Source organism: Pseudoalteromonas sp. PSi26, from assembly GCF_054960575.1.
Window position 1 is genome coordinate 35,972 of the sequence record NZ_JBHNYT010000017.1, and the last position, 15,646, is coordinate 51,617.

Sequence of the window (15,646 nt, forward strand, 5' to 3'; positions counted from 1 at the left end):
TTATGCTCCTGGGCTTGTACGTTTACGGGCATTCTTGCCTGGTCTTTTAGGCTTTTTAGCCGATTTCTTTTTCGGTTTTTTCTTTGCGGTGCCATCGCTGGCTTTAACCGCCGACTTACCACCAGCTTTACCTTTACCAGCTGGCTTTTTTTTACCTTTTGGTTTGTCGTCTGATTTTTTACCCGGTACTTTGCCTGCTTTTAATTGTGAGCGTACACTCGCTGGGCCTTTTCCTTTAGGTGCGCGACGGCGTGAATATCTATCTTGCGCTACATCGCCTTTAAGCACTAAGTTTATACGACGGTCGTCTAAACTAACTGAGGCAACTTGCACTGTCACTTTATCGCCAAGGCGGTAAACTTTATGTGTGTGCTCACCTATTAGGGTATGTTTTGCAGCGTCGTGCTGGAAGTATTCATCACCTAAATTAGTAACATGAATAAGCCCGTCAATTTGTAAATCGTCTAAGCGTATAAACAAACCAAAATTAGTTACCGATGAAATAACCCCGTTAAATTCATCACCAACGTGGTCTTGCATAAACTCACATTTAAGCCAATCGGCTACTTCGCGCGTCGCGTCGTCTGCACGGCGTTCGGTGGTTGAACACTGCTCGCCTAATTGATCTACTTCGTCGTCGGTATAAGCATACGCGCCTGATGTATGTTGACCTTGTGCTTTTAGTACCGCTTTAATTGCACGGTGTACAACTAAGTCTGGGTAACGACGAATAGGCGATGTAAAGTGCGCATAAGCCGATAACGCTAAACCAAAGTGACCTATGTTATCTGGCTGATAAACCGCTTGCTTCATTGAGCGCAGCAGCATAGTTTGAATAAGCTCTGCCTCTGGGCGCTCGCCTAATTTAGCTAATATTTGCGTAATTTCTTTAGGCGTTGGTTCGTCACCTAATGTGCTCTGAATCCCTAATTCAGTTAAAAACTGTGTAAAGTTACCTAACTTTTCGCTGTCGGGCTCGTCATGTACACGGTAAAGTGCACTGGCTTCGTGCTTTTCGAGTAACTTAGCCGCTGACACGTTGGCTAAAATCATACATTCTTCAATAAGTTTGTGCGCATCGTTACGGATAACAGGCACAATAGACTCTATTTTACGGTGTGCATTAAATACAAAGCGTGTTTCGAGCGTTTCAAATTCAATAGCACCACGCTCTTGGCGTGCTGATTTAAGCGCCATGTACATTTGCTGTAAATCAGTTAAATGTGGCACTACTGCGGCGTATTCGTCGCGAAGCTTTTCGTCATTTTGTAAAATGGCGTTTACTTTAGTGTACGTTAAACGCGCGTGCGAATTCATCACCGCTTCGTAAAATTTATAACCCGAGAGCTTAGCTGCTGCTGATACGGTCATTTCAGCAACCATACAAAGGCGGTCTACTTTAGGGTTAAGCGAACACAACCCGTTAGACAGTACTTTTGGTAGCATTGGGATAACTTGCTCAGGAAAATACACTGAGTTACCACGTGCAATGGCTTCTTTGTTAAGTGGTGTATTCATGCCTACATAATGCGACACATCGGCAATAGCAACCCATAAACGCCAACCACCCGATTTTTTAGGCTCACAGTACACGGCGTCGTCAAAGTCGCGAGCGTCTTCGCCATCTATCGTAACAAGCGGCAAGTCGCGTAAATCTACGCGGCCTTGTTTGTCTGCATCTTCTACAAATTCGCCTAAGTGGGCGACTTGTTCGTCAACGTCTTCTGGCCAAACATGCGGAATGTCGTGATTACGAAGGGCAACTTCAATTTCCATACCTGGTGCTAAATGCTCACCTAGTACATCAACCACTTTACCTACTGCGTTCATATTGCGGCTAGGGTTTTGAGTTATTTTAACCTGCACCATTTGGTTGTGGCGGGCACCGTTTTCGTTGCCAGGTAAAATCATGATGTCTTGCGTAATACGCGGGTCTTCAGCAACTACAACTGCAACACCGTGTTCAACAAAGTAACGCCCTACAATAGGTGCGCGCTCGTTGGTAAGCACTTTAATAATGCGGGCATCGCATTTTGAGCCAGAGCCACGCTTTGTGCCTTTAGCCAGTACAATGTCGCCATGTAACACCATGTTCATTTGATGTTTGGCAATAAACCAATCTTTGTTCTCGCCTTCAACTTCTAAAAAGCCAAAACCGTCTCTGTGGCCTATTACTTTGCCTTTGGTTAAACCGGCTTCGTCAATAAGTGCATAGCATTTAAATTTATTAAAATATAACTGACCATCACGCTCCATGGCACGAAGGCGACGTTTAAATGCAATTTGACGCTCTTCATCATTAACGGCTAGTTCTTCACATAATTGTGCGTAGTTAGCTGGTTTTGAACGCTCTTGAAGATGAGTAAGTATAAACTCACGGCTAGGGACGGGGTTTTCGTACTTTTCTTGTTCTCGACTGAGATTTGGATCTTGGTTTGACATTCACTATCTTGTTAGTTGGTTATGAAGGTTATTTTAACCCATATATGTAAAATGAGACAGGTAAAAGCACTTAATCTTTAAACAAAGCGCATTTATCGGTTATTTAGTTTTAGAAAACTTAGCGTACAAGGCCTTAATGCGTGCTTAATTATGCAGCTTAATTATGTCATTGTGATTAAGCTGCATCCGTTAACTCAGTTATTACTTAGTTTTATGCAAATTTTTGTACAACATTTTACTCACGTTATCGATAAAAGCGGGGTCTTCTTCTTTAATAGTTTGTAAGATGTGTTTGTTCATTTGCGATTTGTTTTGAGCGTAAATCCAGCGGTTTTTATTAAACTGCGCTGCAAATTCAAGTACACCGGCTTGCAGTTCGTCACTGTTAGAAAAGACAGCTTCTATTACATTGTTCTCAAACAGTTGCTGTGCACCCACCCGTTCGCCCGTCATTGCTAGCCTATTAAAGAAAGTTTGCGGTATCGCTTTATTAATAATAGGAAACATAGACGGTACAAAAGGCACCAGTACATCAACTTCTGGAAAGCAAAAAAAGCCTTTGTCTGATTTCATAAATCTAAAATCACAGGCACAGGCAAGCACGGCTCCATTGCCATAAGTATGACCATTGAGTGCTGCAATAACAGGCATAGGAAACGTAACAATACGTTGTAGCAACTGTGTTATTTGCAACATGAAGTCAGAAATAGCCGCTGGTAAAATACTTGGATTTGCCATCCACTCAAGGTCAATACCCAGCGACCAGCTTTTGTCGCTTGCTGAGGTAAGTACCACCGAGTGAATGCTTTTATCAGCCTCGATATGATCAAGGTGTAAATTAAATTCAGCCAAAAACGCTGGATTGTGTCGATTTTCTGCGGTGTTCATCGTTAATATTGCGACACTGTTTTTTACTGTTAAATCTAGTAAGTTTGCCATTTAACCCTCTTTTAGCGCATTTTAAGCTTGTTTTAAGCGCTGTTCGTTTCTTTTTTGTTATGACTAACATAGTAAGGGTTTGTGTTAAATTTATAAACCTTAATCACATGTGTTTATAACCACCCTTTTTGTTTAGCTATACGTGCTGCGTCGATTCGGTTTGTTGCATTAAGTTTGGCGATGGCGTCTGACAGGTAGTTACGCGTTGTGCCTTCACTTATAAATAACTGTGTGGCTATTTCGCTCGTTTTAAGTCCATCGCTTGCAAGCTTTAATGCTTTTCGCTCTTTGTCGGTAAGTGGATCGGCATCGTCTAGAGCGTTAATTGCAAGCTCTGGGTCAATCACTTTTTGCCCTTGCATTACCTTTTTGAGTGCGTTGATTAGCTCGTCACTCGGGGCTTCTTTTAATATGAACCCTTTAACACCGGCACTTAACGAGCGCCTAATATACCCAGCGCGTGAAAACGTGGTCATGATCACCATTTTTATAGCCGGAAATTGCATTGCTATTTTTTCGCTAAGTTCAATGCCGTTCATATTAGGCATTTCAATATCGGTTAAAATAATATCTGGCATTGCATCTTCATCAAGCGCATTAATAGCATTTAGAGCATCTAGCCCGTTGCTTGCTTGACCAATTACGTCAATATTAAAATCTAGGCTAAGTAGTGCACTAACAGCGTCACGCACTAGCGCCTGATCTTCCACTAAAAATATTTTGATCATTGTAAATCCTCAGATGAAATTGGCAGCACTACGTTTAATGTAAATTGTTCGCCACAGGTAAACGTTGCACTACCTTGTATTTGCTCTGCTCGTTCTTTTATACCGTTTAAACCGTTGCCTGCCTCGAGCCTGCCACAGGGTGCATTATCTATTACTTCAATGAGTAATTGCTGGGATGTTTGCTTAATTGTTATTGCGCTGTTTTTAGTTGAACTATGGCGTAGTAAGTTAGTGACTGACTCTTTAATTATTAAACTAGCAATGCCCTCTACCTTGGCAGGTAGCACAGATAATTCAACGTTAAACGTAATATTAAAATCTTGCTCTAATAACCGTTGTTTTAACTGAGCAACTTGGCTTACCAAATTAAGCTCTTTTAAGTCGCTTACGGCACTGCGTACATCGCTAAGTAGCTGCCTTGCAAGGTCTGCTACTTGAGCTATTTCGTTGTTTGCTTGCTCGTAGCGCTCACCTTGGTTTAGCTTATTAGCCAGCTCGGCCTTTAATGCAATAGATGATAGTGAGTGGCCTAAAATATCGTGTAGGTCACGCGCAATACGTTCACGCTCAGCAATAGCAGCTAATTGCTCTAATTGGTTTGCACTTTCTTGCTCACGCTTTTTATGGTCGCGTTCTCTTTTTGCTGCAATTCCATAACTAAATAAGGCGGCACATAATATTAAGGCCACAGCCAAAAAGTATTGAAGCTTTCCCATATCGCTTAAATATGAACTTGTAAAAAGCGCCAACATAATGGCTAATGCAGCATAAAACCGCTGTTTTAAGTTATAACTATACCCTGCTACATAGGCAACAAAGCCATATAAGGTAGATGTGCCAAAGGTAAAAAAAGTGGCGCTAAAACAAATAGCGAGCAAGGCTAAAAATAAGGTGGTAATTTTTGTGTTATCGCAGTTAATTGCTTTTACATACAAGATAATAAAGGCAATATAAAAAGCTAAACATAGGCCCATTTGGCTTTTTGTAAATTGGTCAAAATTAATAATTAATGGCAGTAAGTAAAAGCCTGTAAAAATTAAATGGCCGTATTTCCAAAACGTTTTATCCGTTTGTTGAGAAAAGCTACTTTGCGAACTCATGCTGGCACCTCTGGTGTATTATTTTTATTTAAAGCACTCTTTTTATTAATAAATATAGATACCACAAAAATGTTTATCAGCATAAAATAATCAATGTAATTAATAGTAAAATTAAGCGAATCAAAGAACTCGCTAATAGCGAGACTTATTAAAATTAACGTATTCATAGCCACCTCCCATTAAGATAAGTTAACTATGCCAGAGCCAAAAAATAATGAGAGTGTGAAGTGTCATTAACTTTGCTGACATTTGTCATGTTTCAAAAAATTCATCTTATTGACGCCCCCTCGGTGATAACATATTAAAAAAAGGAGATGATGTTTAAATGCAGCCACAACAGCAAAGCTTAATTTACCTACATATTGCCGTGTTACTTTTTGGGGGAACCGCCCTTTTTGCCAAGCTCATTGGTTTAAATGCCCTGGATATTACAGTTTACCGAACAGCTATTGCTGGTTTGGCAATATTGGCAATGCTTTCATTCGGGAAAAAACAAATTAAGTTAAACAATCCCAAAGACTACCTTATTGCCTTATTTTTAGGCGTTACAGTAGGGCTACATTGGGTGACTTATTTTGCAGGTATGCAAATGGCAGGCATAACCATTGGTATGCTTGCATTTTTTAGCTACCCAGTAATGACGGTGTTTTTAGAGCCTTTATTTAATAGAACTAAACCTCAAGCAAAAGATATAATAAGCGCTGGCGTAGTTGTTTTGGGTATTTATTTATTAGTACCAAGTGCTGATTTAGGTGACGATGTAACACTTGGTGTTATTACTGGTGTGGTATCTGCATTATTTTTCTCTATTAGAAACATTACCCACAAACGCTACTTTAGCCAATACGGCGGCCCACAGACGATGTTTTACCAAACCTTGGTAGCGAGCATAATGCTGTGCGCATTTATTGAAGTGCCTGTGTACGAGGTGAGTAATCAAGATCTTATATTAATTGCCATCGCTGGCATTATATTTACCGCTACACCGCACTCGCTATTTGCAGCAAGCCTAAAACATTTATCAGCCGCAACGGCAGGGCTAATTTCGTGCTTACAACCGTTGTACGGTACTATTTTGGCTATTATTATTGTTCACGAACGTCCTACATTAATGACCCTGATTGGCGGTGCACTTATTGTAAGCGCTGCATGCTTTGAAACATGGTCAATAACCAAGAAGGCTCGACAATGAAAATTTTTGCACACAGGGGCGCTAGCGGGCACTTTCCAGAAAACACTAAAAGCGCCATTTTAGAAGCCTTAAATATTGGTGTAGATGGTATTGAAGTTGATATTCAAAGCGCTACAGATGATTACATGCTCATACATGACTCGTGGCTAGACAGAACCACCAACGGAAAAGGCAAAGTTAGTGAGTTTGATGCAGCAACTCTTACAAAGCTTGATGCGGGTAACGGTGAATGTATACCAAGGCTTCAGCAGTTATTTGATTGGAATAATAATAAAACCTTACTTAATTTAGAACTTAAGCATACCTTTGAGCTTGAAAAATTTGCTGACCAGCTTGAACGTAATATCAGTGCGGGAACCATTTCATGTGCTAATATTTTAGTATCATCGTTTGATCATCATCAATTACAATGGCTTAAAAAGCGTTTACCCTGGTTAAAAATAGGCGCTTTAACGTCTTCTATTCCAATTAATTATGCAAAGTTTGCACAAGACTTAAATGCATTTAGTGTGCATGTAGATAAAAATTTTATTAACAAAGCGTTTGTAGAAGATGCTAAAAAACGTGGGCTTGAAGTTTACGCTTATACAGTGGATAAACAACAAGATATTGCACTTATGCGTGACTTCGGTTTAGATGGGATTTTTACTAACTTTCCCATGCAATCCAAGGCATATTTGCTATCGTTAGCTGACAAATAGAGTCGCTTATACCTTGCAAATGCCTGCGTAAAAGCGTTCAAACATAGGTTTAAGCAAGATGAGTGGCTTAATGAAAATTTATAATTACATCGAACAAACATTCTTTTTTACTCTAACGCGTAAAATTGTTGGTAACTTAAGTTTTGTTTTTTTGTTTCAAGCTATTACTTTGTTTTGGCTTTATGACAGCTTAAGTGAGCAACAAAATCTAGGTCTTTTTTGGCTGCTAACCTTGATTATTGTTGCAGGCTTTGCGTTTACGCTTTTTTATATGCGATTTTTAATTGTGCGTCCTGTAAAAGCAATGTGCGATACGCTCATTAAAATTAATCAACAAGATGCCAATTTAAACGCCAAACTCCCGCACTTTTCATTCGACGAATTTAAAACGTTAAGCTCCCAATACAATGATTTTACTAGCCATTTAGGTGAATTACTTAACACAACCTACACCAGTGCTGAGGCAAGTGCGCAAAGTAATAAAGCGGTTACAGAGTCGATGAAACATACTGAAAACTCAAGCCAACAGCAAATACACTTGAGCCACAACATCATTGATGCTAGTAACCAAATAACACAAAGCTTACAAAATATTGTGGGCAATACCGACAGTGTTCATACTGTAAATAATGAGCACTTAGCCTTTGTTAAACTTTCAGCTCAAGATCTGAGTTCTCTGGTCGAGAAAGTGCAGTTAATAACTGATATGTTAGGCAGTTTTGCGAGCACCGTTGATGGCTTGAAGGAAAACAGTGAGAATATTCGCAGTATTTTAAAAATGGTTGAGGAGTTTTCTGATCAAACTAATTTACTCGCGCTTAACGCCGCAATAGAAGCTGCGCGAGCAGGAGAAGCCGGGCGTGGTTTTGCTGTTGTTGCTGATGAAGTACGTACCCTCTCGGTTAAAGTAAGTGGAGCTACTCGCCAAATCAGTGATTTTATAACCCAAATGAACGACCTAGTAAGTGAAACAAATAAAGAGTCAGAGCAACTTATTAACCATTCTAAAAATGCACAAAGCTCAATTTGTTCAACCTCTGAAGGGTTTAGTAAAATGCTTAATGAATTTGAGAGTAATCAACAGCAATTACAGCAAATTGCCAGTGCCGTACATTTATTAGAGGACACGCAAAATTTAACCCATCAATCGGTAGAGCAAATTGTTGAATTAGGCGAGCAGGCTAAACAGCATATAGACACCGCTCTTGCCGACAGCCAATTATCGCAAGAGTTAAGCTTACAAACACAGCAGCAATTGAAACGCTTTGTACTTTAATTTTTATAATAAACGCGGTTTACGCTTAAACACCTATTGATATGTAAACCTCAACACCCCCTTGTAATTATGCTAAATTACAGGGCGATTATTTAATATGCGTGAATATGTGTGAGCAACCTAACTCCTGACTACCCTAAATTAGCCCAGCAAATAAAAGCATGGGGAAAAGAACTCGGCTTTAGCGAAGTGGGCATTACCGATATAGATTTGAGTAGGCATGAACAACAGCTTCAGCGTTGGCTTGACGCCGGGTTTCATGGCTCAATGGATTATATGGCGGCACATGGAATGAAACGCGCTCGCCCTGACGAGCTTATTCCCGGTACACAACGTGTTATATCGGTAAAAATGAACTACCTTCCCCCCGATGCTGGCTTCGCTAAGACTTTAAAAAACAAACAGAAAGCCTACATTAGCCGTTATGCACTTGGCCGAGACTACCATAAATTGATTCGTAATCGATTAAAAAAGCTCGGCCAAAAAATAGAACAAGAAGTAGGTGAATATGGTTTTAGACCATTTGTTGATTCAGCCCCTGTATTAGAGCGCCAATTGGCTGAAAAAGCGGGGCTGGGCTGGCGCGGTAAACATTCGTTACTTATAAATAAAGAAGCTGGATCATGGTTTTTTTTAGGCGAGCTGTTTATTGACTTACCTCTGCCTATTGATAATGAAAACACCTTTGAAGGCTGTGGAAAATGCGTTGCCTGTATAACATTATGCCCGACAGGTGCAATTGTAGAACCTTATGTGGTTGATGCACGTAAGTGTATTTCATACTTAACTATAGAACACCAAGGCCCTATTCCTGAGCAATACAGAACTTTATTAGGTAACCGAGTTTATGGCTGCGACGACTGTCAATTAGTTTGCCCGTGGAATCGCTATGGACAAATAACCGACGAACGAGACTTTCATCCGCGTACGCAGTTAAAAGACAAAGACTTGCTTGAGCTGTTTAGTTGGGATGAAACCACATTTTTAAAAAATACTGAAGGCAGCCCAATTCGCCGAATTGGACACGAACGTTGGTTACGTAATTTAGCCGTTGGTTTAGGTAATGCAAACTTTGACCCTGACATTATTAGCGCGTTAGAACAAAAAATTGATGGTTGTAGTGATCTAGTACAAGAGCATATTGAGTGGGCACTGAAGCAGCAAAAAAATAAACAACCACCACTTAGAAAAACACAAAGGCTGATCAGGATAGTAGAAAAAGGCTTACCACGAGATGCATAAATTCATAGAAGCCCATTTAGTACTAAAGAAAACTAGAGCTGTTGAAGTGTGATTATTCGCAATTATAGGGCGATAAACCTCATATTAATGGCAAACAAGCACTAAAAGTAAGTCTATGTGTTCATTATTGGCAATGGTTTAGCAGTATCGAAAGCTCTCTTTCAATGCCTGCGAACGCCTCTTTTACTTGAATAACAGACTCCTCGCGGGCTACTGAATTTTGAATTGTTTCATCTACTTTTTTATAGATAAAAATTTCTTGGTCTTCGTCTAATCCCATTGTTGGAATTCTAACCTCAAGTTCTTCCTGGAGTTTTTTAAATACTTGTTCGTTGTTTAGGCGATTTTCATTAAGTAAATCTATCAAACCATGAAATTTACTGTGTACTGTACTTGCTACTGCGTTTAGTTTTACTTGCTGCGCATCTAATAAGTTCTTAGTTAGTATTGCGCGTAACTGCTGCTCTGTAACACTAACAATAAAGCACACGTGATCGCGTATTCTGCCGTGTTTATCAGGATCGTGTCCTGGCATGTTTAAGATGAGCAAACTAATTAGCTCGTAGTTAACTAATAAGCGCTGCGAAAACTCATGTAAACGGCCTTTGCTCTTAAGCATTTCAAATAGCTCGATTACAATAGGCGAGCAAACACCATGTAAAGCATAATGTTTAACAATAGAGTCATATCTAAATTCTACATTACTTTGTAAATCAAAAGATTGTAGGCAATCAATAAGTGCTTTCGCTAAATCGTCTGGGTTAGTTATGAGTGCTATGTTTTCTACGTAATTGACTATTTGTCCCATTTCGCTGCTGTTAGCCATAGCATTGAACGCGGTTGAAGTTGCCGCTTCTACTTGTTTTTCTAGGCTTTGTTTCTCTACTAATACTTGGTTTAGATTTTTTAATTTAGATCTAAGCTCATCATGCCCAAATGGTTTTACTATGTAATCTTCAGCGCCTGCTGAGTAGCCTTCCATGCGCTCCTCGACAGTTCCTCTTGCAGATACAAACATAACAATAATATGTGCGGTACTTGGGTTTGATTTAAGTGTTTTACACACTTCATATCCACTCATCTGCGGCATGCTTACGTCAAGTAAAATAACTTGAGGCATATAGTCCTCAACCATATCCAAGCACTCAGGGCCACTGTTGGCTAGTCTTAACTCAAAATCTAAGTCTTCTAAAATTTCTTCAATTATTTCAAGGTTAAAGGGCTCGTCATCTACTGCTAGTATTTTTGTTAAAGCCATAACTAAATCATCCTTTTAAATTCAAAAATAAATTGTATTAATATAATCAACTTACTGTTTTAGCGTACTTTTATTCATCGACTAGGTGTTCGTCTAAATTTATTTCAAGTGGTAATTTTATATGTACTGTGGCACCACCATTGGTATTATTACTCGCGCTAATTTGACCTTGATGTAACGATACAAATTCTCTGCAAAGTGCTAAGCCTAGCCCCGTACCACCCGCACCACTGTTTGTTTTACTGCTTTGCACAAACTTTGTGAAAATATGATCAAGCTCATCTTCAGGAATACCTATACCGCTATCAATGACTTCAATATCAGCAAATTGGCCATCCGATGCTAATTTAAGCGTGATGTTACTTTTGGGCTCACTAAACTTTAATGCGTTGCCTAATACGTTGCGCAACAACTGATTTATTTGCTCTTCATCGCATTGCACAATGACAGGTGAATCTGGCGCAGGAAAAATAATATTAATTTGTTTTTCCATCGCCGTGCCCGACACATCGTCAATGCTTGTTTTAATAATGCTTTCTAAATTATGTGGGCGCGGGTTAAACGGAAATTTACCTACATCAAGCTTTGATAAATCAAGAAGATTATTTAGTAAAGAGAGTAGCCTATCGCCACTACACTCGATACGAGATAAGTATTTTAGTAACTTTTCTCTAGCAAAATCGCCAGCTTCTAGCTTATCAAGTCCAAAGCGAGCAAAACTTAAAATTGAGTGCATGGGTGTTCGCAGCTCATGTGACATATTTGCTAAGAAGTCTGATTTACTTAAATTTGCCGCTTCGGCTACATTTTTAGCATGCTCTAACTGCGATGTACGGGCTTTGACCTCTTCTTCTAGTAACCCTTTAGCCTCTTGAAGTAGCTCTTCTTTTTGTTTTAAGTGAGTTACATTTTTAAAAATTACAGCCAGTGCAATCTCACCATGGTGATCTATTTCGTTAAAAGAGCCAAATAAAGGCACTGTTCCACCGCTTTTAATGGGTAGACGTAAATCGTAACTGAACTGACGATTGCTGTTTAATGTTGAAATTTTTTCTTTGATTCCAGCAATCGAATCATTATCTAAAAAATCAAATAACGATTTACCAGAAAGTCCGCTAAACGGTAGATCTAACAATCTTAAACAAGCGTCATTTGCTTCAATAATTTGACCGTTGCGTTTAAATAGCATGATAGCGTCAGGGGTATGTTTATAAATAACTTGTAGCAGACTGTCTTTTTCTATTAGTGCATCGACAGTTTCTTGAAGTCGGTCAACTAACTCGGCATTGCGACGTTTTAATAATTCAGTTTGCCAAAGCTTATGCACTGATTGCAGTAAAATATTTTCATTGAGCGGTTTAATCAGTACGTCTTCAACACCTTGGCGAATAGCTTCAATCATTGAAACTTGGTCAGGGCGGGAAGTGAAAAGCAAGCACCTTGCATTTGGTTGCGACACTTTTAATTTTGAAAATATTTGAAGACCAGTCGCTTCACCGAGGCTAAAATCGCTGATTAAAATATCGATTTTATTACATTTTGCGATAGTGAGTGCGTCATCTAAGCTGCTTGCCGTAAGGGTTTTAATATGTGCGCCAATTAAATTACTCTTCATATTATCAAGGCGATTTTGGATATGATCGACCAACAATATAGTGGGCAGTTGCATCATATGGTTAGAGTCTAGCTCTAACAAGCTTTCTAAAAGAGAGGTGATCTCTTTATTAGAGAAGAAAGGATAAACAACCGTAGCATCAGGTACTATTTTATTTAGGCCTGCAAATGCGGTTAACTGCTCTGTGTTTTCGGTTTTAGGGGCGAGTAATAATAAACGCCCATGAGATAATTTATCAATTAGCGGCTTAATAGGGGCAACCGGCACACCGTGAGCTATGACAACTAAGTCGTAATTTTCGGCGTGGGTAAACATCTCAAGCATAGAGAAATGAATCAGCTCAACATTACATCCAATGAGCTCTAAGAGAACTTTTACTCTCATTGCTATTATGGTGCTACTGTCTATGATTAATATTTTTCTAGCCATTAAACTACACTTACAACCAATAAAATTAATATGTTATCAGCGTAGTATAAAAACAAGAAAATAACACACATTCCTGTGCGTTATTTGTAAACAAATATGACCAATAATTAAGCGTAACTTATTCTAAATGCTTACCAAATATGGTTAAGCTGTATAAGTTATTATCCATAACGGCAACGTTTGGTAACTCCCCCCACACATCAAAACCAAAGTGCTTAAATAACTTTATGCTTGGCAAATTATGGCTAAAAATAAAGCCAAGTAACACGTTAATATCAAGCTTTTTAGCCTCTGATTGCGCAAACTGCATTAACTTTTTACCCAAGCCTTTACCTTGTGCATTTTTAGTTATGTAAATGCTCATTTCTACGGTTCCATCGTAAGCAGGGCGTCCGTAAAACGATTTATAACTCACCCAAGCAAGTACGGTATCGTTTTCGCAATACACATAAATTGGGCGCTTTGGGGTATGACTATTAAACCAATCTTTTTTTTCTTCAACGGTTACTTCTTCGGTATCTGCCGTTACCATTCGCCCTTCTATGGTTTCGTTATAAATGGCGACAATATCATTAAGGTCGTCAATAGTTGCTAAGCGAGTTGTCATAGTAAATTTAAGTGGTTGATCAATTTTCTCCATATTAGCGTATGATCAGCCAATCAAACAATCGTATAGTTAGGTAATATGATGCTTAAAAAAATGATAATAGGGTTTACTGCGTTACTGGTTAGTTCAACTTTAATGGCACAAACACAGCCAAGTAATAAAGCCATAAATCCCCAAACCTGTGACGATTTTACTAACGTTGATATCCGAAAACTTCGCTCTAAAGAATCCATTAACTTATGCGACTACAAAAACAAACCTCTGTTAATTGTTAATACTGCGAGTAACTGTGGCTTCACCCCTCAATTTGAAAGCTTAGAAAAACTACACAAAACATACAAAGACGAAGGGCTTGTAGTATTGGGCTTCCCTTCTGATGACTTTTTTCAAGAAGAAGATAACGAAAAAGAAACGGCCAAAGTCTGTTTTATTAATTATGGGGTCACCTTTCCTATGTTCGCCACCAGCGAAGTAAGAGGGAGTAATGCAAATCCTATATTCAAGCATTTAAACCAACAAACAAGTTCGCCCAATTGGAACTTTTATAAATATTTAGTATCTGCTGATCGTAAAACAATTTTACGATTTAACAGCAAAGTAAAACCAGATTCAGAAAAAATGATTAAGGCAGTGGAAAATTCTCTGTCTAAAATCTAAATTTATACTGGTACAATTTGTACAAACTAACTAGTATGGCAACACACTAGGTTAAAAAAACACCACTAATAATCAGGAGATTTTATGGCAGTGGCAAGCGCACGACACATTTTGGTAGACAGCGAAGCACAATGTTTAGACTTAAAAACAAAAATTGAACAAGGCGAAGACTTTGCTGAATTAGCAAAAGTACATTCTAATTGCCCATCAGGACAAGACGGCGGCGCTCTGGGTGAGTTTGGCCCAGGTATGATGGTTCCTGAGTTTGATAAAGTGGTGTTTTCTGCCCCAATAAACCAAGTACAGGGCCCTGTACAAACGCAATTTGGTTACCATTTACTTGAAGTTACTAGCCGTTCAGAATAAATTGAGCTTTACTGCTATTAACGTTTAATTAAAGCCGCTTCAGCGGCTTTTTTTTGGAGTGATTATGCAATTAATTGGTTCTGTTCCATCACCGTATGTTCGCCGAATTAGAATGTGGGCTCTGCAAAATGACTGTCATATTGAGCTTGTAAGCTTAGATATATTTTCTGAGCAAGATCGCCCAAAAATGGCCAGTAAAAACCCAGCACGTAAAATCCCTATTTTAATTGATGGTGACTTAACACTGAGCGACTCAAACTCAATAATACGCTACTTATTAGATAAAACAGACCAAGCAAAACTAACGTGGCCGCAAGAGCACCTTCTTACCACTATTAATGCCTGCAACGACTCACTTATTGAATTGCTGTTATGCAAACGCTCAGACTTAGATACTCAAAGCGATGCATTATTTTTTAATCTTCAAAATGAGCGAATAGAACAAACATTAAGCTTTTTAAACAATCATTTAAACGATGAAGAATTTAAAAGCTGTGAATACCTCAACATCAGTTTATACTGCCTGCTTGATTGGATTAGCTTTCGTGAATTAACTGATTTTAGTCAATACAGTGAGCTTGTTGTATTTCATAGGCAGTTTAGCGAACGTCAATCAGCAATAGAAACTAATCCTCGTCACTAACTTAATAAGGTAAACACATGAGCGATATTGAAATTGAATCACAACTAGTTAACTTCGTAGAAAAAGTACGTGTTAGCGAAGTCATTTGGGCACTGGGCGCAGAAGATAATGGCTTTGTAGTGTGCGACTCAAACCAATTTGACGACACTGATGTTTTACTGCTTTGGGAAAGTGAAGAAGCGGCTAAAGCGCAGTGTAAAGAAGAATGGAAAGATTACAGCCCGGTAGAAATTAGCCTAGATGAATTTTTAGATGCATGGGTTGAAGACTTAAATGAAGATGACGCGTTAGTTGGCATTAATTGGAATGATGACCAAGTATGTGTAGAGATTGAACCGACCGGCTTAGCTCGCGCATTGAGTGAATAATAGTTTACACTCAGGACATTAAAGCCTGGTAGCCCAACTAGCATCTAATGCTAGTTGGGTATAAAATAATACATCTCATTATT

15 protein-coding genes are annotated in these 15,646 nt (G+C 39.0%); 8 read left to right on the top strand and 7 right to left on the bottom strand.

What is annotated here, in order from left to right:
* The 4 genes from rnr to ACFI34_RS16255 all read right to left on the bottom strand — a co-directional run bounded on the left by rnr (position 1) and on the right by ACFI34_RS16255 (position 5,209).
* On the bottom strand, positions 1 to 2,442 hold the full coding sequence (gene rnr, locus ACFI34_RS16240; protein WP_462674240.1) for a ribonuclease R: 2,442 nt from the start codon (positions 2,440 to 2,442) through the stop codon (positions 1 to 3).
* 201 nt (positions 2,443 to 2,643) lie between these two features.
* Positions 2,644 to 3,381: an enoyl-CoA hydratase/isomerase family protein gene (locus ACFI34_RS16245; protein WP_462674241.1), complete on the bottom strand. Its 738-nt coding sequence runs from the start codon at positions 3,379 to 3,381 to the stop codon at positions 2,644 to 2,646.
* A 113-nt stretch (positions 3,382 to 3,494) separates the two neighbouring features.
* Positions 3,495 to 4,109, bottom strand: coding sequence for a response regulator transcription factor (locus ACFI34_RS16250; RefSeq protein ID WP_462674242.1), 615 nt, complete (start codon positions 4,107 to 4,109; stop codon positions 3,495 to 3,497).
* Positions 4,106 to 5,209: a sensor histidine kinase gene (locus ACFI34_RS16255; protein WP_462674243.1), complete on the bottom strand. Its 1,104-nt coding sequence runs from the start codon at positions 5,207 to 5,209 to the stop codon at positions 4,106 to 4,108. The genes ACFI34_RS16250 and ACFI34_RS16255 overlap by 4 nt, the downstream gene beginning before the upstream one ends.
* A gap of 325 nt (positions 5,210 to 5,534) precedes the next feature.
* Here ACFI34_RS16255 and ACFI34_RS16260 point away from each other — a divergent pair, with 325 nt between their 5' ends.
* The 4 genes from ACFI34_RS16260 (at position 5,535) to queG (ending at position 9,620) form a co-directional block, all read left to right on the top strand.
* Positions 5,535 to 6,401, top strand: a complete 867-nt coding sequence (locus ACFI34_RS16260) for a DMT family transporter (RefSeq protein WP_462674244.1) — start codon at positions 5,535 to 5,537, stop codon at positions 6,399 to 6,401.
* Positions 6,398 to 7,102 carry a glycerophosphodiester phosphodiesterase gene (locus ACFI34_RS16265; protein ID WP_462674245.1) on the top strand — a complete coding sequence of 235 codons (705 nt, stop codon included), beginning with the start codon at positions 6,398 to 6,400 and terminating at the stop codon, positions 7,100 to 7,102. The genes ACFI34_RS16260 and ACFI34_RS16265 overlap by 4 nt, the downstream gene beginning before the upstream one ends.
* A 58-nt stretch (positions 7,103 to 7,160) precedes the next feature.
* A complete protein-coding gene (locus ACFI34_RS16270) occupies positions 7,161 to 8,378 on the top strand; it encodes a methyl-accepting chemotaxis protein (RefSeq protein WP_462674246.1) in 1,218 nt (405 codons plus the stop codon).
* 111 nt (positions 8,379 to 8,489) lie between these two features.
* Entirely contained in the window at positions 8,490 to 9,620 is a 1,131-nt protein-coding gene (gene queG / locus ACFI34_RS16275; RefSeq protein WP_462674247.1) for a tRNA epoxyqueuosine(34) reductase QueG, read from the top strand.
* 124 nt (positions 9,621 to 9,744) lie between these two features.
* Here the strand turns inward: queG and ACFI34_RS16280 are convergent, their stop codons facing one another.
* The 3 genes from ACFI34_RS16280 to ACFI34_RS16290 form a co-directional block, all read right to left on the bottom strand.
* Entirely contained in the window at positions 9,745 to 10,878 is a 1,134-nt protein-coding gene (locus tag ACFI34_RS16280) for a response regulator (RefSeq protein ID WP_462674248.1), read from the bottom strand.
* Positions 10,879 to 10,948: 70 nt separating this feature from the next.
* Positions 10,949 to 12,922 (bottom strand): ATP-binding protein, encoded by a 1,974-nt coding sequence (locus ACFI34_RS16285; RefSeq protein ID WP_462674249.1) that lies wholly within the window; start codon positions 12,920 to 12,922, stop codon positions 10,949 to 10,951.
* 118 nt (positions 12,923 to 13,040) lie between these two features.
* Complete coding sequence (locus ACFI34_RS16290; RefSeq protein ID WP_462674265.1) at positions 13,041 to 13,529, bottom strand: N-acetyltransferase family protein; 489 nt, start codon at positions 13,527 to 13,529, stop codon at positions 13,041 to 13,043.
* An 81-nt stretch (positions 13,530 to 13,610) separates the two neighbouring features.
* Between ACFI34_RS16290 and ACFI34_RS16295 the strand changes: the two genes are divergently transcribed.
* The 4 genes from ACFI34_RS16295 (at position 13,611) to ACFI34_RS16310 (ending at position 15,563) form a co-directional block, all read left to right on the top strand.
* On the top strand, positions 13,611 to 14,186 hold the full coding sequence (locus ACFI34_RS16295; RefSeq protein WP_462674266.1) for a glutathione peroxidase: 576 nt from the start codon (positions 13,611 to 13,613) through the stop codon (positions 14,184 to 14,186).
* 84 nt (positions 14,187 to 14,270) lie between these two features.
* Positions 14,271 to 14,552, top strand: a complete 282-nt coding sequence (locus ACFI34_RS16300) for a peptidylprolyl isomerase (RefSeq protein ID WP_006794083.1) — start codon at positions 14,271 to 14,273, stop codon at positions 14,550 to 14,552.
* 64 nt (positions 14,553 to 14,616) lie between these two features.
* Positions 14,617 to 15,195, top strand: coding sequence for a glutathione S-transferase family protein (locus tag ACFI34_RS16305; protein ID WP_462674250.1), 579 nt, complete (start codon positions 14,617 to 14,619; stop codon positions 15,193 to 15,195).
* A gap of 17 nt (positions 15,196 to 15,212) precedes the next feature.
* A complete protein-coding gene (locus ACFI34_RS16310; RefSeq protein WP_058403205.1) occupies positions 15,213 to 15,563 on the top strand; it encodes a DUF2750 domain-containing protein in 351 nt (116 codons plus the stop codon).
* Positions 15,564 to 15,646 lie beyond the last annotated feature (83 nt).